A 17657-nucleotide genomic window follows, 5' to 3' on the forward strand; every position below is an offset into this window, starting at 1 on the left:
GGACATCCTCACGCGCGGCCGGTGTCGGAGACGATCCGCCCGTCCTCCACCCGCACCTGCCGCTCGCAGCGCGCCGCGAGCGCGGGGTCGTGGGTGATCAGGACCAGGGTGGTGGTGAAGCGCTCCCGCATGCCGAACAGCAGGTCCATCACCTTGTCGCCCGTGGCGCGGTCCAGGTTGCCGGTGGGCTCGTCGGCCAGCAGCAGGGCGGGCTCGGCCACGAAGGCGCGGGCCAGCGCCACGCGCTGCTGCTCCCCGCCCGAGAGCTGGCCGGGGTAGTGCGTCATGCGGTGCGCGAGGCCGACCGACTTCAATGCCGCCTCGGCCCGGTCGAAGGCATCGGGACGCCCCGCGAATTCCAGGGGGATGGCGACGTTCTCCAGCGCGCTCATCGTGGGCACCAGATGGAAGGCCTGGAACACGATGCCCAGGGAATCCCGCCGGAAGCGCGCCAGCTCGTCCTCGTCCAGCGCCGCCAGGTCCTCGCCCGCCACGCGCAGGGTGCCGCCGCTCGGACGCTCCAGCCCGGCCAGCAGCATCATCAGCGACGTCTTGCCCGAGCCGGAGGGGCCCACCACCCCCACGGCCTCCCCGGGGGCGACGGAAAGATCGACACCGCGGAGGATGTTGACCTCACCCCCCGCCCCCACCACCCTGAAGGTGAGAGAGCGTGCGTCGATCAAGGGCGCACCGGCCGTCACCTTCGTGGCGGCCGGGGTCTGGGTCAGGGAATCCGGCATGGCAGCGAGATTGGGGCGCCGGGGTCTCATGGGTAGGGGCAGCGCGGGTTTCGTTCTGTGCCTGTCAGGATTGTGCATTCCCGGCGCCGCCGTGGCACAGGCACCGCGCCCGCTCCGCCTGCTCATGCTGGGCGACAGCATCACCGCCGCCTATGGCCTGTCCCGCCCGGAGGGGCTGCCCGCGAGGCTGGAGGCCACGCTGCGCGCCAGGGGCCACGCCGCCACGGTGATCGACGCCGGCGTTTCCGGCGACACCACGGCCGGCGGCCGCTCCCGGCTGGAATGGTCGCTGGCCGAGAAGCCCGACGCCGTGATCGTGGCGCTGGGCGGCAATGACGGGCTGCGCGGCATCGAGCCCCGCACCAGCCAGGCCAACCTCCGCGCCATCCTGGAGATGCTGAAGAACCGCGGCATCCCGGCGATGCTGGCCGGCATGCTCGCGCCTCCCAACCTCGGCGCCGATTACGGCCGGGAGTTCGCGGGCGTGTTCCAGACGCTCGCGCGCGAGAACCCGGAGGTCGTCTCCTACCCCTTCCTGCTCGAGGGCGTGGCCGGCGATCCCGCGCTGAACCAGCCCGACGGCATCCACCCCAATCCCCGGGGCGTTGACGAGATGGTCCGCCGGATGGTGCCGGCCGTCGAGATGCTTCTGCAGAAGGTGAGGCCCGCCTAGTCCGCCATGGTTCGTCTCTTTGTCGCGCTCGCCCTGCCGGAGACGCTGCGCACGCAACTCTCGATGCTGGCCGGCGGCATCCAGGGCGCCCGCTGGGTGCCCCCCGGGAACTACCACCTGACGCTGCGCTTCATCGGGGAGGTGGAGAACTGGCGCGCCGACGAGGTGGACGAGGCGCTTTCGGCCATCCGCTGCAAGCCCTTCGAGCTGTCGCTCCGCGGTGTCGGCACCTTCGAGAAGGCCGGGAAGATCCAGGCGCTGTGGATCGGCGTCGAGAAGAACGACGGCCTGACCCACCTGCAATCCAAGATCGAGACCGCGCTCCAGCGCGTCGGCCTGGACCCCGAGCGCCGCCGCTTCGCCCCGCACGTGACCCTGGCCCGCACCGACCGTGCCCCGCCCGACAAGCTGGTGGCCTGGGTGCAGGCCCACAACCTGTTCCGCGCGCCCCCGGAGACCATGGAGCACTTCACCCTCTTCTCCTCGCGCCTGGGCAAGGAAAGCCCGGTCTACGTGCCGGAGGTGGAGTACGAGCTTGCCTGATGCGGCCGCCATGCCGATCTGGGGCCGGCATGGCAGCCCCCAAGATCGTCATCCTGACCGGCGCCGGGATCTCCCGCGAATCCGGCCTCCACACCTTCCGTGACCCCGACGGCCTCTGGGCCCGCCACCGGATCGAGGAGGTGGCGACGCCCGAGGCCTTCGCCCGGAACCCGGCTCTGGTGCAGGGCTTCTACAACGCCCGCCGCGCCGCGCTGCGCGACCCCGCCATCCAGCCCAACGCCGCGCACGAGGCCCTGGCCGAGCTGGACTGGCGCTGGCCCGGGGACCTGATGCTGGTCACCCAGAACGTGGACGACCTGCACGGCCGCGCCGGCTCGCGCCGCCTGGTCCATATGCACGGCGAGCTCGCCAAGGCCCGGTGCCTGCGCTGCGGCGCCGTCGGCCCCTGGGAAGGCGATCTTTCGCCCGAAACCCCCTGCTCCGCCTGCGCCGCCAGCGGCGGCATGCGCCCCCATGTCGTCTGGTTCGGCGAGATGCCGCTGGAGATGGAGCGGATCGAGGCCGCGCTGGACCAGTGCGACCTGTTCGTCTCGATCGGCACCAGCGGCGCGGTTTATCCCGCCGCCGGCTTTGTCCGCGAGGTCCGCCACCGCGCCGACACGCTGGAGCTCAACCTGGAGCCGAGCGAGGGCAGCCACCTGTTCGACGAGGCGCGCCACGGCCCGGCCACCGGGCTCGTGCCCGCCTTCGTGCGGGAGGTGCTGAGCCGATGGGGCTGACCCATCTGCCGGCCCCCATGCCGATCCCCCCGCCCGGGCCGGCGCGCGACCCCGGCCTGCCGCCGGGCGCCACCATGGCGGAAGCCGCCGCGGCCGCCAGCGCCTGCACCTTCTGCGCCCTCCACCTGCCGCTCGGGCCGCGCCCCATCCACCAGTTGCACGAGCAGGCCCGCATCCTCGTCACCAGCCAGGCGCCCGGCACCAAGGCCCACCTGTCCGGCATTCCCTTCGAGGACGCCTCGGGCGAGCGCCTGCGCGACTGGCTCGGCCTGGAGCGCGACCGCTTCTACGACCCCACCAAGCTGGCCATCCTGCCCATGGGCCTCTGCTACCCCGGCCGCCTGCCGCGCGGCGGAGACTGCCCGCCCCGGCCGGAATGCGCCCCCCTCTGGCACCCGCGCATCCTGCCGCGCTTCACCAACCTCCGGCTCCGCCTGCTGGTCGGCGCCTATGCCGTGCGCTTCGTGCTGGGGCCCAGGATGGCGCTGTCCGAGCGCGTGGCGCGCTACGCCGAGAGCCTGCCAACGCACTTCCCCCTGCCCCACCCATCCTGGCGCACGCTGGTCTGGGCGAAGAAGAACCCCTGGTTCGACGCGGAGGTGATCCCCGCCCTCAGGCAGGAGGTGGAGCGGGCGCTCGCGGACTGACACGCGCCCTTCCGCCCGCGCCCGGCCGGGCCGATGCTGCGGCGGTTCCTGGATGCACCGCGCATGTCCCTTTCCGGCCTTCTCGTCTTCGCCGCGACCTATCTCATGGCCACCGCCACGCCGGGACCGGGCATCGCGGCGCTGGTGGCGCGCGTGCTGGCCCGGGGCACGGCGGGGGCGCCCTGGTTCATCGCGGGCTTCGTGGCGGGGGACCTGCTCTGGTTCACGATCGCGGCCGCCGGGCTCTCCATCCTGGCGCAGAGCTTCACCCCCGTGTTCACGGCGGTCCGCTATGCCGGCGCGGCCTATCTTCTGTTTCTGGCCTGGAAGCTCTGGACGGCGCCCGCCGCGGCCACGGCGCTTTCGCGCACCGCCAGGGCCGAGGGCGGCGGACGGCTCTTCCTCGCGGGCCTGTCCGTCACGGTCGGCAACCCCAAGGTGATCATGTTCTTTCTCGCCCTGCTGCCCACGGTGGTGCGGCTGGAAACCCTTTCCTTGCAGGGCTTCCTGGAGATCGCGGCCGTCAGCATCGCCATTCTCTCGGCGGTGCTGACGGCCTATGTCCTGGCGGCCTCCCGTGCCCGGCGGCTCTTCACCTCGCCGCGCGCGGTGCGGGCGCTGAACCGGGGCACCGGGGCGGTGATGGCCGGGGCCGCCGTGGCGGTTGCCACGCGCTGAGCCCTCAGCCCTCGCGCGCGGCGAGGTCCGCCATGATCACCGGGACCTCCGCCAGCAGCTCCCGCGCGAGGAAGCCCAGAGGGCCGATCCGGCGCGACAGCCGGTGCCCGGCCTCCGCATGGAGCCAGACGGCCCAGGCCGTGGCCTGAACGGGATCGGCGCCCCGCGCCAGCAGCCCGGCCACGATGCCGGCCAGCGTGTCGCCCGAGCCGGAGGTGGCCAGCCCGACCAGCCCGTGGTCGCAGGACAGGACCTGCCCGCCCGGGGCCACCACCCAGGTCAGGGAACCCTTCATCGCCACCACGGCGCCCAGCAGGTCAGCCGCACGGCGCGCGGCGGAGAGCGGATCGGCCGAAACCTCCTCCTTGGGGATGCCGAGGATGCTGGCCATCTCCCCCGCATGGGGCGTGACCACGCTGCGCCCGGCATGGCGCCGCACCGCCCCGGGCCGGGCGGCGAGACCGCTCAGCGCGCCCGCGTCCAGCACGATGCCGGGTCCCGGCTCCAGCCCGTCCAGCAGGGCGTCGATCAGCGCCTCCGCCCCGTCGTTGGAAAGGCCCGGCCCCAGCAAGAAGGCGGCGCAGGGGCTCCGGCGGGCCAGCAGGGCGGCGGAAGCGCCGGGCACGATGCTCCCCTCCTCCGTCTCGTCCAGCGGGATCACCAGGGCCTCCGGCATGGCCAGCGCCAGGTGCAGCGCCACGGAGCGGACCGTTGCGAGCCGCAGCTTGCCCGCCCCCGCCCGCAGCGCGGCCTCCCCCGCCAGCAGCACCGCCCCCGGCACCTCGGAGCAGCCGCCCACCACCTGAACGGTGCCGCGCTGGGACTTGTCGTCGTCCGCCGCAGGCACGGGCAGGGGATGGGCGCGCAGCCAGGCCGGGCCGATGGCGGTCAAGGTGCAGTCTCCTTTGCGTCGGGCTCGGCCGTCACCGGCGTGCCCTCGCGCTCCAGCGGCGCGACGAAGTTGTAGCGCGACAGGCGCAGCGATCCGGTGGCCCCCACGGTGGGATCGAAGCGGTACTCGGTGATGCCGCAGTTCGGCACGTCGCCCTCCCGGTCCACCGCCAGGATCTGCTCCTCCGTCATGTTCTCCAGCAGGTAGCGCAGGCAGAGCACGACCACCTGGTGCCCCACCACGATCACCCGCCGCCCGCCATGGTGCAGGCTGATCGTGTCCAGCGCGGAGCGCAGTCGCAGGATCACGTCGCACCAGGACTCACCCCCGGGCGGCCGGTGGTAGAACTTGCCGAGGATGCGGCGGAACTCCGCCTGGTCGGGCATCACGTCGCGGATGCCGCGGGTGGTCAGCCCGTCCAGCACGCCGAACTCCTTTTCCCGCAGGCGCTCGTCGACCAGGAAGTCCTCGGGCGCGACGGGCAGCCCGCCCGCCTCGTGGATCAGGTGCGCCGTCTGCCGCGCGCGATGGTAGGGGGAGCAGAGCACCACCTCGGGCCGCGACTCCTCCGGCATGTTGCCGAACCAGCGGCCCAGCGAGCGCGACTGCTCCTGCCCCAGCAGGCTCAGCGGCACGTCCACGTCGCGCCCGCCGATGGCGATCCGCGCCGCGCCCGCGCGGTGGGCCTCGTCGCGCGCGACGTTGCCGGCGCTCTCGCCATGGCGGACGATCCAAAGGGTGTCCGGCCATCTCTGGGAAGCATGGGGCATGGGCAGGTCGGTCCTCTCTCCGGAGCCCAACGCCAGGGCGGCGGGCTGGTTGGGGCCTCCCGGCGCCGCATCCCCGCCGCGGCCGCCCTGCTTGCGCGGAGCCGGGACGAGCGGTCGTCACGCACCACAGCATCGGGGCCCTGGAAGTGCGGCCCGGGCCCGGCGCCATGATCCCCCGCCGTGCAGGTTCCCGGACTCGCCCGGCCGGACGGCGCGGGGTTCCGGAACATCAACGAGCCCGTGGCGGCCGGATCCGTGCCGGGAGCCCGCCGGGCCTGAGGTACCATCCGGTGCCCGGCGGCAACCAGGTCACCGGGGGCGCGAGGCCCTATTCCTCGTCCTCCAACCGCTCGATGCCTTCCTCCGAATAGCCGAAGTGATGGGCGATCTCGTGGATCAGCACGTTGCGGACAAGGCGGAACAGGTCCTCCCCCGTTTCCACCCATTCCACCAGGATCGGCTCGCGGTAGAGCAGGATGGTGTCGGGCGGGCCCGGCGCGTCCAGCACGGATTTCTCCGTCAGCGGCGTGCCGCGGTAGAGCCCCGTCAGCTCCCAGGGATGATCGAGGCCGAGCGCCGCCAGCGTTTCCTCGTCCGGCACCTCCTCCACCAGGATGGCGGTGCCGCGCACGGCCTCGCGAAGCGCCTGGGGAATGGCGGCAAAGGCGGTCTCGGCCAGTTCGGCCAGGTCCTCGGCGGAGGGCGGGGTGCCCCAGCGGGTTTCGGTGTTCGGCATGCGTGAAGGGGGCCATAAGGGGGTTCCCCGTCAAGCAGGAACCGTCCGCCCATGGCAGAGCCCCTTTCGCCCCTCCGGCGCGCCAGCCTGCCGGCGCTGCTCCCCGCCTGGGCCATGGAGGAAGGACGGGACGCCATTGCCCGCGCGTTCCGCTTTCGCGACTTTTCCGAGGCCTTCGCCTTCATGGCCCGCGTGGCGCTGCTGGCCGAGAAGCACGACCACCATCCCGAATGGTCCAACGTGTGGAACCGGGTGGAGATCGCCCTCACCACCCACGACGCCGGCGGGCTGAGCGAGCGCGACATCGCCATGGCCGCCGCCATCGACGCCCTGCTGCCTCCGGACGCCATGACCCAGGCGTGAACCCCCGCCGGCGCGCCGATGCCGCGCCGGGGGCACGCCGGTGTTGCGCCCGGCGTCCGGCAGGGGCAGCCTCCGCGCCAAAGCCGCCGAGGCGGCGAGGAGGAACGCCATGCCCATCACCCGCCGCGCCGCGCTCGCCGCCCCCGCGCTGCTCGCCGCCACCTCCTTTGCCGCGCGCGCCCAGGGGAACTTCCCCACCCGCCCCGTGCGGATCATCGTGCCCTACACGCCCGGGGGCGTGTCGGACATCACCGCCCGCCTGATCGCCGAGCCGCTCGCGGCCCAGTGGGGCCAGCCCGTGCCGGTGGAGAACCGCGCGGGGGCGGACGGCATCATCGGCACGGAGGTGGTGGCGAAGTCGGCGCCGGACGGCCACACCCTCGCCCTCGTCTCGGTCGGACACCCCGTGAACGCGGCGTATTACCGGCTGCCCTACGACACGATGAAGGACTTCTCCTTCGTCACCCTCACCACGCGCACGCCGCTGGTGATCGTCGCCGGCAAGACCTTCGGCCCTTCCACCCCGGCCGAGCTGGTGGCGCGCGCGAAGGATTCCCGCGCGCCGCCGGTCACCTTCGCCGGCACGGGCGGGGTGGTGCGCCTCGCACCGATCCTCTTCGCCCAGCGCGCGGGGATCGAGATGACCTACGTCCCCTATCGCGGCTCCACCCAGGCGCATCCGGACATCATGGCCGGGCGGGTGGACGTCATGTTCGACACCGTTCCCGCCGCCCTCGCCCATGTCCAGTCGGGTTCCTTCAAGGCCATCGCCACCACCGGCGCCGCCCGCGCGCCGCAGCTGCCGGACGTGCCCACCCTGGGCGAGGCCTTCATGCCGGGTTTCGAGGCTTCCACCTGGGGCATGGTGATCGGCCCGGCCAATATCCCCGAGCCGCTGCTCGCGAAGCTTTCCGCCGATTGCGGCGCGGCCGTGATGCGCCCGGAGATCGCCGCCCGCCACGCGGCGCTGGGGGCCGAGGTCACCCGCTCGATGCCGGCCGAAACGCGGCGCTTCGTGCAGGCCGAGCTGGACAAGTGGGGCGATGCCGCGCGCCGCGCGGGCATCCAGCCCCAGGCGGCCGGCTGAGCCATGGCGCGCCCGACGATGCCGCGTGCTAGCCTGCCGGGAAACGGGAGGAACGACACGCCATGGCTCATGCGCTGCCCACCGCCCCTGCCCTGCTGGGCCTCGCGCTGATGGCTGCGCCCGCCGCCGCCCAGGCGCCCGCGCCGCCCGCCTCCGCCGAGGTGGTCCGCACCCTCGCCCCCGGCGGCACGCTGCGGGCCGCGATCAACTTCGGCAACACCGTGCTGGCCCAGCCGGACCCCGCCACCGGCGCGCCCCGCGGCGTCTCGGCGGAACTGGCCACGGAACTCGGGCGGCGCCTGGGCGTGCCCGTCTCCTTCATCACCTTCGACAGCGCGGGCAAGGTGACGGATGCGAACAAGGAAGGCGCCTGGGACGTCGCCTTCCTGGCGCGCGACCCCGTGCGTGCCCAGGGCATCCTGTTCACCGCGCCCTACGTGGTGATCGAGGGCACCTACATGGTGTCCCAGGCCTCCCCCCTGCAAAGCGTGGAGGAGGTGGACCGCCAGGGCACCCGCGTCGCCGTGGGCCGCGGCAGCGCCTACGACCTTTATCTCACGCGCGCGCTGCGCAACGCCGAGCTGGTGCGCGCGCCCAGCTCCCCCGAAGCCATTGCCCTGTTCCTGCGCGACCGGCTGGAGGCCGCCGCCGGGGTGAAGCAGCCCCTGGTGGAGTATGCGGGCGCCCATCCAGAGGTCCGCGTGATCCCGGGCCGCTTCATGGTGATCGAGCAGGCGGTCGGGATCCCCTCCGGCCGCGACGCCGGCCTGCCCTTCGTCCGCGCCTTCGTGGAGGAGATGAAGGCCTCCGGCATGGTCGCCCGGGCCCTCGCCTCCAGCGGCCAGGGCGACGCGGCGGTGGCTCCGCCCGCGCCCTAGGCCGCCCCCGCCTCCCCGGGCGCGAGGCCCAGCACCTCCCGCACCAGCGCCCGCGAGTCCTCCGCCGGCAGGGCGCCGTCCAGCAGCAGCATGGCCAGGCCGTGCACGAGGCCCCAGGCCCGCAGCGAGGCCGCGCGCGACCCGGCGACGGCCGAGAGCGCCGCGAAGGCCGCGCCCCGCGCCTCGCCCAGGCCCTCATCCTTCGCCCGCGCCGCCAGCGGCCCGAACATCAGCCGGAACCGCGCCGGACGGGCCAGCGCGAACTCCACATAGGCAAGCCCCATGGCGTCCAGCGGCGCCCCGGGCATCCCCGCCGCCGCCACCGCCTCTGGGGGCGCCTCGCCGCGCTCGGCCTTTGCGGCGCCGCGCTGAGCGCGCTGTTCGTGGCGCGCCACGGCCCCTCCCCCTTGCACGTCCTGGCCATCGCCCTGCTGCTGACAGTCGCGCGGGCGGTTTTCCAGGCGCGGCATGGCCGGATCGCCTCCCATCGCCGCCTCATGCTGATCGCCGGCGGCAGCCTCTACGTCGCGGGCGCCGCCGCCATGCTCATCCCCGGGCGGCTGGCCCACCGGCTGCTGTTCGGCTGAGCCCGCCCCTTACGCCGCGGCCAGCCCCGGGCCAGGATCGCGCCATGCGAACCTTCCCCTTCGTCACCGTCGACGTCTTCACCGACCGCCGCTTCGGCGGCAACCCGCTGGCGGTCTTCCCCGACGCGCGGGGCCTGTCGGACGCCGAGATGCAGGCCCTGGCCGCCGAGTTCAACCTGAGCGAAACCACCTTCGTCCTGCCGCCCGAGGACCCCGCCAACACCGCCCGCGTGCGCATTTTCCACCGCACCGCGGAGATGCCCTTCGCGGGCCACCCGAATGTCGGCACGGGATTCGTGCTGGCAGACCGGGCCGTGGGCGGAATCCTGCGCTTCGAGCAGATCGCGGGGCTGGTGGAGGTGCGCCTGGCGCCGGACGGTCAGGGCGCCACCATCGCGGCCCCGCAGCCCCTGCGGATCGGGGCCGCGCTGCCCCCCGCCGTTGCCGCCGCCTGCGCCGGCATCGCGCCGGAGGAGATCCTCACCGCCCGCCATCCGCCGACGCTCGCCTCCGACGGCGGCAACCACCGCCTGCTGGTGGAGGTGACACCGGCGGGCCTTGCCGATGCCGCCCCGGATGTGGCCGCCTTTCGCCGCGCCCTCGCCGCGCACCCGGCGGAACTCGGCGGCCTGATCTCGCTCTACCTGTACCGGCGCGAGGGGGCGGGGGTCCGCGCCCGCATGTTCGCCCCCGTCACCGGCACGCCGGAGGACCCTGCCACCGGCAGCGCCGCCACGCCCCTGGCCGGCTTTCTCCTGCATCTTTCCGGCGCCGGCGAAGCGGCCCTCGACATCATCCAGGGCGTTGAGATGGGCCGCCCGAGCCTGCTGCGCACCACGGCGCGGCGGGGGCCGGACGGCATCCGCGCGACGGTGGGCGGAGGCTGCGTGCCGGTGCTGCGGGGGGAAGCGACCCTGTGAGGCCGGGAGCGCCTCAGCCCTCCTCCCCCGCCATGGCGCGCAGGGCGGCGGGCCCCATCCCCGACGCACGCAGGGTCCGGATCGCGACCGCCCCATCCCGCTTGGCCAGCCGCCGCCCGTCCGGGCCCAGCAGCAGCGGGTGGTGCCGGTAGAAGGGCACGGGCCAGCCCATCAGCGCCTGCAGCAGCCGGTGCAGCTCCGTCGCGCGCTTCAGGTCCTCGCCCCGCGTCACCAGCGTCACGCCCTGCGCCGCGTCGTCATGCGTGACGCAGAGGTGATAGGAGGCCGGCGTGTCCTTGCGGGCCAGCACCACGTCACCGAAGGCGGCGGGGTCGCAGCGGACCGGACCTTCCCCCACCTCCTCGAAGAACAGCGGTCCGCTCACCTCCGCCAGCGCCGCCGCCATGTCCAGGCGCAGCGCATAGGCCTCCCCGGCAGCCAGCCGCGCCGTGCGGGCCGTGGCGGAGAGCCGCCGGCAGGTGCCGGGATACGGCACGCCCTCCGGCCCATGCGGCGCCGCGCCGATCGCCGCCCATTCCCGCGCGATCTCCGCCCGCGTGCAGAAACAGGGATAGAGCAGCCCGCGTGCCGAAAGGTGTTCCAGCACCGCCCGGTATTCCGCGAGATGCGCGGACTGCACGCGCACCGGCCCATCCCAGCCCAGGCCCAGCCAGGACAGGTCCTCCGGGATGGCCGCGGCGTATTCCGGCCGGCAGCGGGTGGCGTCGATATCCTCGATGCGCAGCAGGAACCGCCCGCCCGCCTCCCGCGCCGCCCGCCATGCGAACAGGGCGGAGCGCAGGTGGCCCAGGTGGAGGAAGCCCGTCGGGCTCGGCGCGAAGCGCGTGGCCAGCGGCGCGGGGATCGGGGGGCTTGCTGCCATCGCGCCGGCCGGGTTAGCGGGGCAGGACACGCAAGGGAAGCATCATGCCGGATCTGGACGGAGCGTCCCTGGACGGGCCGCGTTGGGGCCCTGCCTCGAAGGGAAGGATCAAGCAGATCGTCTTCCTGCTGCACGGCCTCGGGGCCGACGGCAACGACCTGATCGACCTCGCGCCCCGCTGGGCCCAGGCCGTGCCGGACGCGCTGTTCATCTCCCCTCACGCCCCCACCCCCTACCAGGGCGCACCCTTCGGCCGGCAATGGTTCGGCCTGACCGACCGCGACCCCGCGCGGATGGAGGCCGGGGTGCGCGCCGCCGTGCCCGCGCTGGACGCCGCCATCACCCGCGAATGTCGGGCCGCCGGCATCCCCGAGACCAACGTGATGCTGATGGGCTTCAGCCAGGGCGCCATGACGGCCCTCTTCTGCGGCCTCCGCCGCGCGACGCCACCGGCCGCCATCCTGGCCTTTTCCGGCATCCTGCTGGGTCCGGCCTCCCTTGGCGCGGAGTTGCGCGGGCGCCCGCCGGTGCTGCTGGTGCACGGGGAGGCGGACGAGGTGGTCCCGGTGGCGGGCAGCCGGGTCGCCGAGCGCGAGTTGCGCGACGCCGGCGTTCCCGTGGAGGCCGTGTATTCCCCCCGACTCGGTCACGGCATCGACGATGCCGGGCTCGCGGCCGGCGCCCTCTTCCTTCAGCGCGCCGCGGCAGGCCTTCCGGAGCCGTGAATCGGCCCGGACCGCCACCTTCCGCAACGGCGGCGTGACGGTCCCGTGAAGCCGGATGGGGGATGAGTTGCACCCCCTGCGCCCCCCTGCCATCCTTCCCCCGTTCGGGGCGGCGCCACTTGATCTGGGGCCCGACCGCCCGGCGGAGCCCCAGGACTGGTGAAGCCGCGCCTCCGGCAAGGAGCAGCGCGTGCCAGAAGGTTCCCAGATTGGCGGTGCCGAGATCGGCGGCATCGGCGACTTCCCCGCGTTCAACGCCGCCGCCTTCAACGCACCGGGGGGCCGTGGCTATCCCGCCCTGGTGCTGAACGCGGATTTCCGGCCGCTCTCCTACTTCCCGCTCTCGATCTGGTCCTGGCAGGACGCCGTGAAGGCCGTGTTCCTGGACCGCGTTTCCGTGCTGAACGAGTACGAGACGGAGGTTCACTCCACCAGCCTGACGATGCGCCTGCCCAGCGTGATCGCGCTGAAGGAATACATCCCCGCCGCCCGGCGCCCGGCCTTCACCCGCTTCAACGTGTTCCTGCGCGACCGCTTCGCCTGCCAGTACTGCGGCGCCGACCGCCCTGCCCCCGACCTGACCTTCGACCACGTCATTCCGCGCAGCCGCGGCGGCCGCACCACCTGGGAGAACGTCGTCGCCGCCTGCGGCCCCTGCAACCTGCGCAAGGGATCGAAGCTTCCGCGGGAGATCGGCATGCACCCGCGCCAGCCGCCGCGCCAGCCCACCTCCTGGGAGCTGCAGGAGAACGGCCGCGGCTTCCCGCCCAACCACCTGCACGAAAGCTGGCGCGATTATCTCTACTGGGACAGCGAACTGGAAAGCTGAGGAAGCTCCTGCCCTGGGCCCTTTTCTTTCCCTCTCGCGGCGACCCCGCTAGAATGCGGCCCATGCTGCCCAGGGCCCTTCCGCTCCTCGCCGCGCTTCTGCCTCTGCTTGGAGCCTGCGGCGGGCGTTCCTCCGCCGGCCTTTCCACCGGGGACGCCTTTGCCCGCCTGCCGGAGGAGATCGCCGGCTTCCACAAGACGCGTCCGGAGATCCCCAGGGGCTCCGGTCTCGTCGCCCGCTTCGACCACGCCAACCGCGCCTCCGCCTCGGTGCTCGCCATGCCGCCGAGCAGCCGGTCCGACGCGCGCGACGGCGAGGACGGGCCGGAGGTCAGCGCCGCGATGGAGGTCTTCGCCCGCGCGACCTTGGTGGACGCCGCCTCCCGCCGGGAGAACGCCACGCTTCGCCACTTCGGCGCCCGCCTGGCCGAGGCCGGGCCGGCCGCGCGCTGCCTAGACGTGCAGGTCCGGGGCGACGTTCCCCGCCGCCAGCTCGGCTGCGCCGCCATGCTGGAGCGCCGGGTCTTCGTGGTGACCATGATCGCGCCCGAATCGGTGGAACCCCGCAACGGCGCGCGCGATCCCCTCCTGGCCGTCACGCTGCGCCTGTTCGGGGCGTTGTCCGGCTTGGCCGATCCATGGGCCGACGAAGCGCTGCCCCTGCCGGCCGCCGTGCCCCCCGCGCCACCGCGCCGTGCCCCGGCGCTTCCGCGCCCGATGCTTTCCCCGGGTGGGCCGACCTTCCGGACCTGAGGCGGCGGTCCGGGTGCCGCGGCGCGCTAGATCCGCTCGCTCACCTTGATGGCGACCTTGCACCCGGCCTTGATGACGCGCGACAGCAGCTTGTAGGCCGGTGCCAGCTCCGCCTCGTTCTCCAGGCCGATGTCGCGGTGCTCCAGCTCCTCCTGGCGGAAGCGCTCGATCTTGTCGCGCAGCGGGGCCTCGTCGTCGCCGAGCGTCGCGTGCTGGGCGGCATAGTGCTCGTCGATGGCCTCTTCCACCGCGACCGTGCAGGCCATGGCGCCGCGATGCCCGATCAGGGCGGTGGCCGCCCCCAGCGCGAAGCCGGCCACGTGCCAGATCGGCAGCAGCGCCGTGGGCCGCACGCGGCGCGTCCCGATCAACTCCGCGAAGGTGTCCAGGTGCACCTGCTCCTGCGCCTTCATGTGCTCCAGCACCGGTCCGTACTTGGTCCGGCCGAGCACCGCGAGCTGCCCCTCGTAGATCCGCTTGGCGCCGTATTCCCCGGCATGGTCCACCCGGATGGTGCGCGCCACGTAGTCGCGCGGCGTCGGGTCGCCCGGCAGACGCCCCTCCAGCGTGCCGCGTCCGGTCCGCATCCCGTCACCCATCGCGTCGTTGCTGGCCTGGCTCATCGATCGGTCCCCTTGCGAGCCCAGTTAAGCGCGAGCCCGCCCAGCACAAGCGCGTAGATCAGGTTCATCGCCGCCATGGAGACCGCCAGCCCCGGGATCAGGTAGGCCGCGGCGTCGCATGGCTTGGCCGGCCTGGCGGCCAGGCTCCGCATCAGGTCGTCCACCGACATCCCCGTCCCTGCGGTGGGCGCCGCGCAGGAGGGCAGCGGGCTGGGCCACCAACCCTGCTCCACCCCCACATGCAGCCCCGCGATCGCCCCGGACACCAGCACCGCCGCCCCGGCCAGCGACAGCAGCGCGCGGGACCGCAGCCCCGCCGCCAGCGCCGCCAGCACAACCGCCACCCAGTAGGGCCAGCGCTGCCACAGGCAGAGCGCGCAGGGCGCCATCTCTCCGAACCGCTCCGAGGCCAGGGCCACGAGCGGCGCCGCGGCGGCCAGGAGGGCGGCGATCGTGGCGTGTTGCCGGGTGCTCATCGGGTGCTCATCCTGCGCGGCAGGCTGGCGCCCGGCCACCGGGCCGGCAAGCCCCGCCCACGCATGGCCGCATTTCGCGAAGCGGCCGGGCGCAGGTGCCGGCCCGGTGGCCGGGCGCAACAGGCAGGAGGGAACCCATGCGAACCACCGTGAGCAAGGCGAAGAACGCCACCTATGACGCGGGCCTGAGAGGCTTCTTCGCCTATCGCGACCTCGGCGCGCGGGAGGCAACGGGCGGAGGCCACGCCGCCCACATCATCCGCGCCGTGCCCGGGGAAGGGCCCAAGCCCGCCTGGCACACCCACGACCTCGGCTTCCAGCTGGTCCTGGTGCTCCAGGGCTGGGTGCGCTTCGAGTACGAGGACATCGGCGAGGTGCTGCTGGAGCGCGGCGACAGCGTGGTTCAGCCTCCCGGCATGCGCCATCGGGAGGTCGCCCATTCGGACGACCTCGAGATGCTCGAGGTCACCTCCCCCGCCGCCTTCCAGACCGCGGAGGCCGATGCGCCCGCGGCCTGATCGCGCGCGCCTTCTGGACGGGCGGTGCCCGCCGTGGCATCCAGCAGCGCGGCCCTTCCCAGGGCGCGCCGCGACCCGTGCGGGTGTGGCGGAACGGTAGACACGGTCCCCGGGGTAAAACCTTACCGATCTCGGCGGACAAACAGCTTAACCCTGTTTAAATACAACAAGGTACGCCGTCTCGCCAGCCTCGGTAAACTTACCACACCGCGATGTCGGGGCTCTGCCCCCGGCGCCGCGATGCGTCGCCTCCCCCGGGATACAGGGCACAGAAACGGATTTGCGGATCACATTCTCGACCATGGAATGCGCTCTTCTTCCAGGGGGACGAGAGTCGGTGCCGACGCCCAACACCGACCCGGAGGGATCAACCGGCGCATAGCACGGACGCCGCTGCCTCAAGGGTGGCCTGAGTAGCCGCTGTGCCGATGGCCAGGGACACAGCAGCGGCGACTCCGACGCGGGTGGAGACCTCTTTTGAAGAGCGACATCCCCGACATCGCGAGTGCAATCGCAGGCAGGAGGGATGCCCCTTCTGAGAGCACGGAAGTCTCGATTTACTATGACAGGCATCACCCGTCCGATGACGTGACCGGTTTCCTGTCGTGCTTGGTGGACCTCAGTCGGGAACTGCGAACGATCACCGGGTTTCGGCGTCGGCGTTCAAGTTGGCGGATGGCTTAGGTAGTGCGGCGGAGGATTAGATGGGTAGGCGTCGATGCCCCCGCCTGGCAGCCTCTATCGCTGGGGGCAGCTTGTAGTGCTCGGCCCAACAAGGACGCCGATCGATACGGGATGGCGCAGTATGTCCGTTTATAATCCGCCGAACGCCTCGAGCAAACCGAGCGAAGTGCTAGAATTATTTGCTGATGCAGAAGAATCCGTTTTTTACTTGGGCGGATTGGACCGGGAAATTCGGCTCGATCAACACCTCCTCACCAGCAAGGAGATCTTTCGTTTAGCCTGGGCTTGCAATGAAAGCCAGACCTATGTCTCCCGCTCATCCGTCAAGATTGGCGTCCAAAGTTTTACCTCTATTCTTTTTGAGACCGAGAACCAACGTCTACAGCGCACAAACACAAGAAGGCATCTCGTTCAGCGGAAGGCAGGTGACTTTGCCTCTGTGAATCAGGTCGTTGATCTAAGAGAAACATGGAGGGGATGCGGTTATTCCAGCTTGGCGCTTGCGTTGCAGGTTCGAACTGCTGCTGGATGCAACGTTCGAGAGATAGTTGCGATGGTGCGAGGCAATGACGACCCCCGGTTCGTTGGCCATGTTGTTTGGCCCAAGCTCGGCTTCGACGGACCTATTCCGGGAGAAATATGGCTCAGGTTACCGCCATATCTTCGGAACCCTAGCGGAAAGCCCCCGGGTGATCCAATGTACATACGTGAGTTCCTTGAGCAGGGTGAGGAGGCCCGGACAGCGTGGAAAGAGCACGGAACAGGATTCACGATGAGGTTATCTACGAACATCCGGAATCCATTGGTCACACAGAAACTGAAACTGCTGAAAATGATGCATCTTTAGAAGGGGTGGATGTCAGCCAGTGGCTTACGCCGCTCAGCGATGAGGACATCGACGCGTGGGCGGATCACAGCGCAAGCCTAGGCATGTTTGAGAATGCCTATTCTGAGGACTTGCTCGAAATAACTGATAAGGAAGAACTCGCGGTTCTAAGGCGCCTCCTCTCCTTCTAAGTGTTTCCGGCCACATTTTCCCTGATTTGCGCTCTGGAAACGGCGACTGGGTTTCACCCCTTGCAGCTCCATGTGGTGGGAGCCAACAGCCTTGACCACGCCAGAGGTCACCGCTGGCGTGGTATCTCGGTTACCCAGCCAGGCGACCGATCCAGGGGTCAGGAAAACGTTGACCTTGGATTGGCCTCTAAACAGGTATGGAACTCCGGCCACCAGCGCTGTTGACGGCACCTTTCAAAGGCATGCAGTCTCCTTGGGCGGACCCCAGGGATGGATAGGCCGCGCACGGAAACGGAAGCGCCGTCGGTGATCCCGGCGGCGCTTCTATGCCTATGATAGGGCACATGTGATGCAATGTTCCTCTTGGCAGCGCCAGAGGAGCCTACATACTATTGCATCCAAGTCGGCAGGAGAGAGGCCCAGTCAGTGTCCAGGTCGGTCAACGCAGAACGAGTGAACGACAGGGCGAAGCTAATCATGCACCGCATGATTGCGCGTCGCCTTGTGTCGGATCCTGCTCTGCTAGCTGAGGCCCGGCAGCGGATCAGGGATGCCCTGGCTGGAGGTGGAGCACTCGGAAGCGCTGACGAATGGGACCGGCTGTTACAGAACGATCTGCAGCAGATTCGTCATCTCCTTACCCGCCGAGATGAGACCATGGACCGATTGCGGGTGAGCTCGCCCCTTCCCGTCCTCGCGGGGATCCGGGACCCGGATCTGCGCCGTCGTATTTGGAAGAAGGCCCGCCTAGGGCTTGCGGCCGTAGTGGATACCCACGCCACACCCAATTAGGACGCGGGAGGACCTTGAACGGACCATCCGCGTTCTCGCCCATATTTTCGATTGGGCCTGCCCAGGTCCCCACCGACAACACTAGTTCGGGCTAGACGACGTGC

At 71.4% G+C, this 17657-nt stretch carries 23 protein-coding genes; 15 read left to right on the plus strand and 8 right to left on the minus strand.

Annotated features, from left to right (window positions below):
- Window positions 1-8: 8 nt before the first annotated feature.
- Window positions 9-740, minus strand: a complete 732-nt coding sequence (locus ACFFIC_RS14465) for an ABC transporter ATP-binding protein (RefSeq protein ID WP_377051493.1) — start codon at window positions 738-740, stop codon at window positions 9-11.
- A gap of 91 nt (window positions 741-831) precedes the next feature.
- Between ACFFIC_RS14465 and ACFFIC_RS14470 the strand changes: the two genes are divergently transcribed.
- From ACFFIC_RS14470 to ACFFIC_RS14490, 5 genes are all read left to right on the plus strand, one after another.
- The gene (locus tag ACFFIC_RS14470) at window positions 832-1413 is read left to right on the plus strand and encodes an arylesterase (protein ID WP_377051495.1); all 582 of its coding nucleotides are present in this window, start codon (window positions 832-834) and stop codon (window positions 1411-1413) included.
- A gap of 6 nt (window positions 1414-1419) precedes the next feature.
- Window positions 1420-1956 (plus strand): RNA 2',3'-cyclic phosphodiesterase, encoded by a 537-nt coding sequence (gene thpR, locus ACFFIC_RS14475; protein WP_377051497.1) that lies wholly within the window; start codon window positions 1420-1422, stop codon window positions 1954-1956.
- A 29-nt stretch (window positions 1957-1985) separates the two neighbouring features.
- A complete protein-coding gene (gene cobB / locus ACFFIC_RS14480; protein WP_377051499.1) occupies window positions 1986-2696 on the plus strand; it encodes a Sir2 family NAD+-dependent deacetylase in 711 nt (236 codons plus the stop codon).
- Between the two features lie 74 nt (window positions 2697-2770).
- Entirely contained in the window at window positions 2771-3343 is a 573-nt protein-coding gene (locus tag ACFFIC_RS14485; RefSeq protein ID WP_377051561.1) for a uracil-DNA glycosylase family protein, read from the plus strand.
- A gap of 63 nt (window positions 3344-3406) precedes the next feature.
- Window positions 3407-4021 carry a LysE family translocator gene (locus ACFFIC_RS14490; RefSeq protein ID WP_377051501.1) on the plus strand — a complete coding sequence of 205 codons (615 nt, stop codon included), beginning with the start codon at window positions 3407-3409 and terminating at the stop codon, window positions 4019-4021.
- Between the two features lie 4 nt (window positions 4022-4025).
- On the opposite strand, the gene ACFFIC_RS14495 is transcribed toward ACFFIC_RS14490, so the two are convergent.
- From ACFFIC_RS14495 to ACFFIC_RS14505, 3 genes are all read right to left on the minus strand, one after another.
- Window positions 4026-4913 (minus strand): NAD(P)H-hydrate dehydratase, encoded by an 888-nt coding sequence (locus ACFFIC_RS14495; RefSeq protein WP_377051503.1) that lies wholly within the window; start codon window positions 4911-4913, stop codon window positions 4026-4028.
- Window positions 4910-5683, minus strand: a complete 774-nt coding sequence (locus tag ACFFIC_RS14500) for a histidine phosphatase family protein (RefSeq protein ID WP_377051505.1) — start codon at window positions 5681-5683, stop codon at window positions 4910-4912. The genes ACFFIC_RS14495 and ACFFIC_RS14500 overlap by 4 nt, the downstream gene beginning before the upstream one ends.
- Before the next feature lie 328 nt (window positions 5684-6011).
- Window positions 6012-6419, minus strand: coding sequence for a metallopeptidase family protein (locus ACFFIC_RS14505; protein WP_377051507.1), 408 nt, complete (start codon window positions 6417-6419; stop codon window positions 6012-6014).
- A gap of 51 nt (window positions 6420-6470) precedes the next feature.
- Between ACFFIC_RS14505 and ACFFIC_RS14510 the strand changes: the two genes are divergently transcribed.
- The 3 genes from ACFFIC_RS14510 to ACFFIC_RS14520 all read left to right on the plus strand — a co-directional run bounded on the left by ACFFIC_RS14510 (window position 6471) and on the right by ACFFIC_RS14520 (window position 8747).
- Window positions 6471-6782 (plus strand): 4a-hydroxytetrahydrobiopterin dehydratase, encoded by a 312-nt coding sequence (locus ACFFIC_RS14510; RefSeq protein ID WP_377051509.1) that lies wholly within the window; start codon window positions 6471-6473, stop codon window positions 6780-6782.
- A gap of 109 nt (window positions 6783-6891) precedes the next feature.
- The gene (locus ACFFIC_RS14515; protein ID WP_377051511.1) at window positions 6892-7869 is read left to right on the plus strand and encodes a tripartite tricarboxylate transporter substrate-binding protein; all 978 of its coding nucleotides are present in this window, start codon (window positions 6892-6894) and stop codon (window positions 7867-7869) included.
- Window positions 7870-7931: 62 nt separating this feature from the next.
- The gene (locus ACFFIC_RS14520) at window positions 7932-8747 is read left to right on the plus strand and encodes an ABC transporter substrate-binding protein (RefSeq protein ID WP_377051513.1); all 816 of its coding nucleotides are present in this window, start codon (window positions 7932-7934) and stop codon (window positions 8745-8747) included.
- Here the strand turns inward: ACFFIC_RS14520 and ACFFIC_RS14525 are convergent.
- Window positions 8744-9055: a TetR-like C-terminal domain-containing protein gene (locus tag ACFFIC_RS14525; protein ID WP_377051563.1), complete on the minus strand. Its 312-nt coding sequence runs from the start codon at window positions 9053-9055 to the stop codon at window positions 8744-8746. The two genes, ACFFIC_RS14520 and ACFFIC_RS14525, sit on opposite strands and share 4 nt — an antisense overlap.
- Between ACFFIC_RS14525 and ACFFIC_RS14530 the strand changes: the two genes are divergently transcribed.
- Together ACFFIC_RS14530 and ACFFIC_RS14535 are read left to right on the plus strand one after the other, a co-directional pair.
- Complete coding sequence (locus ACFFIC_RS14530) at window positions 9017-9334, plus strand: DUF2306 domain-containing protein (protein ID WP_377051565.1); 318 nt, start codon at window positions 9017-9019, stop codon at window positions 9332-9334. The two genes, ACFFIC_RS14525 and ACFFIC_RS14530, sit on opposite strands and share 39 nt — an antisense overlap.
- 44 nt (window positions 9335-9378) lie before the next feature.
- A complete protein-coding gene (locus ACFFIC_RS14535) occupies window positions 9379-10254 on the plus strand; it encodes a PhzF family phenazine biosynthesis protein (RefSeq protein WP_377051515.1) in 876 nt (291 codons plus the stop codon).
- A 13-nt stretch (window positions 10255-10267) separates the two neighbouring features.
- Here ACFFIC_RS14535 and gluQRS read toward each other — a convergent pair whose 3' ends face one another.
- Complete coding sequence (gluQRS, locus tag ACFFIC_RS14540; protein ID WP_377051517.1) at window positions 10268-11137, minus strand: tRNA glutamyl-Q(34) synthetase GluQRS; 870 nt, start codon at window positions 11135-11137, stop codon at window positions 10268-10270.
- A 44-nt stretch (window positions 11138-11181) separates the two neighbouring features.
- Between gluQRS and ACFFIC_RS14545 the strand changes: the two genes are divergently transcribed.
- The 3 genes from ACFFIC_RS14545 (at window position 11182) to ACFFIC_RS14555 (ending at window position 13443) form a co-directional block, all read left to right on the plus strand.
- The gene (locus ACFFIC_RS14545) at window positions 11182-11862 is read left to right on the plus strand and encodes an alpha/beta hydrolase (RefSeq protein WP_377051519.1); all 681 of its coding nucleotides are present in this window, start codon (window positions 11182-11184) and stop codon (window positions 11860-11862) included.
- A 232-nt stretch (window positions 11863-12094) separates the two neighbouring features.
- Window positions 12095-12691 (plus strand): HNH endonuclease, encoded by a 597-nt coding sequence (locus tag ACFFIC_RS14550; RefSeq protein ID WP_377051567.1) that lies wholly within the window; start codon window positions 12095-12097, stop codon window positions 12689-12691.
- A gap of 62 nt (window positions 12692-12753) precedes the next feature.
- Window positions 12754-13443, plus strand: a complete 690-nt coding sequence (locus ACFFIC_RS14555; protein WP_377051521.1) for a hypothetical protein — start codon at window positions 12754-12756, stop codon at window positions 13441-13443.
- Window positions 13444-13469: 26 nt separating this feature from the next.
- On the opposite strand, the gene ACFFIC_RS14560 is transcribed toward ACFFIC_RS14555, so the two are convergent.
- Entirely contained in the window at window positions 13470-14066 is a 597-nt protein-coding gene (locus tag ACFFIC_RS14560; RefSeq protein WP_456306936.1) for a demethoxyubiquinone hydroxylase family protein, read from the minus strand.
- Window positions 14063-14542 carry a disulfide bond formation protein B gene (locus tag ACFFIC_RS14565; RefSeq protein ID WP_377051523.1) on the minus strand — a complete coding sequence of 160 codons (480 nt, stop codon included), beginning with the start codon at window positions 14540-14542 and terminating at the stop codon, window positions 14063-14065. The genes ACFFIC_RS14560 and ACFFIC_RS14565 overlap by 4 nt, the downstream gene beginning before the upstream one ends.
- Window positions 14543-14679: 137 nt before the next feature.
- Here ACFFIC_RS14565 and ACFFIC_RS14570 point away from each other — a divergent pair, with 137 nt between their 5' ends.
- Window positions 14680-15060 carry a cupin domain-containing protein gene (locus tag ACFFIC_RS14570; RefSeq protein WP_377051525.1) on the plus strand — a complete coding sequence of 127 codons (381 nt, stop codon included), beginning with the start codon at window positions 14680-14682 and terminating at the stop codon, window positions 15058-15060.
- A gap of 1428 nt (window positions 15061-16488) precedes the next feature.
- Entirely contained in the window at window positions 16489-16761 is a 273-nt protein-coding gene (locus ACFFIC_RS14575; RefSeq protein ID WP_377051527.1) for a hypothetical protein, read from the plus strand.
- Window positions 16762-17657 lie beyond the last annotated feature (896 nt).

This window comes from Muricoccus vinaceus (assembly GCF_042433125.1).
GTDB classification, from domain to species: domain Bacteria; phylum Pseudomonadota; class Alphaproteobacteria; order Acetobacterales; family Acetobacteraceae; genus Roseomonas; species Roseomonas vinacea.

Excerpts from the sequence above, each read along its gene's own strand:
- thpR (WP_377051497.1), top strand. The coding sequence starts at position 1,420 with ATGGTTCGTCTCTTTGTCGCGCTCGCCCTGCCGGAGACGCTGCGCACG.
- cobB (WP_377051499.1), top strand. The coding sequence starts at position 1,986 with ATGGCAGCCCCCAAGATCGTCATCCTGACCGGCGCCGGGATCTCCCGC.
- ACFFIC_RS14535 (WP_377051515.1), top strand. The coding sequence starts at position 9,379 with ATGCGAACCTTCCCCTTCGTCACCGTCGACGTCTTCACCGACCGCCGC.
- gluQRS (WP_377051517.1), bottom strand. The coding sequence starts at position 11,137 with ATGGCAGCAAGCCCCCCGATCCCCGCGCCGCTGGCCACGCGCTTCGCG.
- ACFFIC_RS14515 (WP_377051511.1), top strand. The coding sequence starts at position 6,892 with ATGCCCATCACCCGCCGCGCCGCGCTCGCCGCCCCCGCGCTGCTCGCC.
- ACFFIC_RS14505 (WP_377051507.1), bottom strand. The coding sequence starts at position 6,419 with ATGCCGAACACCGAAACCCGCTGGGGCACCCCGCCCTCCGCCGAGGAC.
- ACFFIC_RS14525 (WP_377051563.1), bottom strand. The coding sequence starts at position 9,055 with ATGCCCGGGGCGCCGCTGGACGCCATGGGGCTTGCCTATGTGGAGTTC.
- ACFFIC_RS14510 (WP_377051509.1), top strand. The coding sequence starts at position 6,471 with ATGGCAGAGCCCCTTTCGCCCCTCCGGCGCGCCAGCCTGCCGGCGCTG.
- ACFFIC_RS14570 (WP_377051525.1), top strand. The coding sequence starts at position 14,680 with ATGCGAACCACCGTGAGCAAGGCGAAGAACGCCACCTATGACGCGGGC.
- ACFFIC_RS14560 (WP_456306936.1), bottom strand. The coding sequence starts at position 14,066 with ATGAGCCAGGCCAGCAACGACGCGATGGGTGACGGGATGCGGACCGGA.
- ACFFIC_RS14485 (WP_377051561.1), top strand. The coding sequence starts at position 2,771 with ATGGCGGAAGCCGCCGCGGCCGCCAGCGCCTGCACCTTCTGCGCCCTC.
- ACFFIC_RS14545 (WP_377051519.1), top strand. The coding sequence starts at position 11,182 with ATGCCGGATCTGGACGGAGCGTCCCTGGACGGGCCGCGTTGGGGCCCT.
- ACFFIC_RS14555 (WP_377051521.1), top strand. The coding sequence starts at position 12,754 with ATGCTGCCCAGGGCCCTTCCGCTCCTCGCCGCGCTTCTGCCTCTGCTT.
- ACFFIC_RS14465 (WP_377051493.1), bottom strand. The coding sequence starts at position 740 with ATGCCGGATTCCCTGACCCAGACCCCGGCCGCCACGAAGGTGACGGCC.
- ACFFIC_RS14490 (WP_377051501.1), top strand. The coding sequence starts at position 3,407 with ATGTCCCTTTCCGGCCTTCTCGTCTTCGCCGCGACCTATCTCATGGCC.
- ACFFIC_RS14565 (WP_377051523.1), bottom strand. The coding sequence starts at position 14,542 with ATGAGCACCCGGCAACACGCCACGATCGCCGCCCTCCTGGCCGCCGCG.
- ACFFIC_RS14520 (WP_377051513.1), top strand. The coding sequence starts at position 7,932 with ATGGCTCATGCGCTGCCCACCGCCCCTGCCCTGCTGGGCCTCGCGCTG.
- ACFFIC_RS14500 (WP_377051505.1), bottom strand. The coding sequence starts at position 5,683 with ATGCCCCATGCTTCCCAGAGATGGCCGGACACCCTTTGGATCGTCCGC.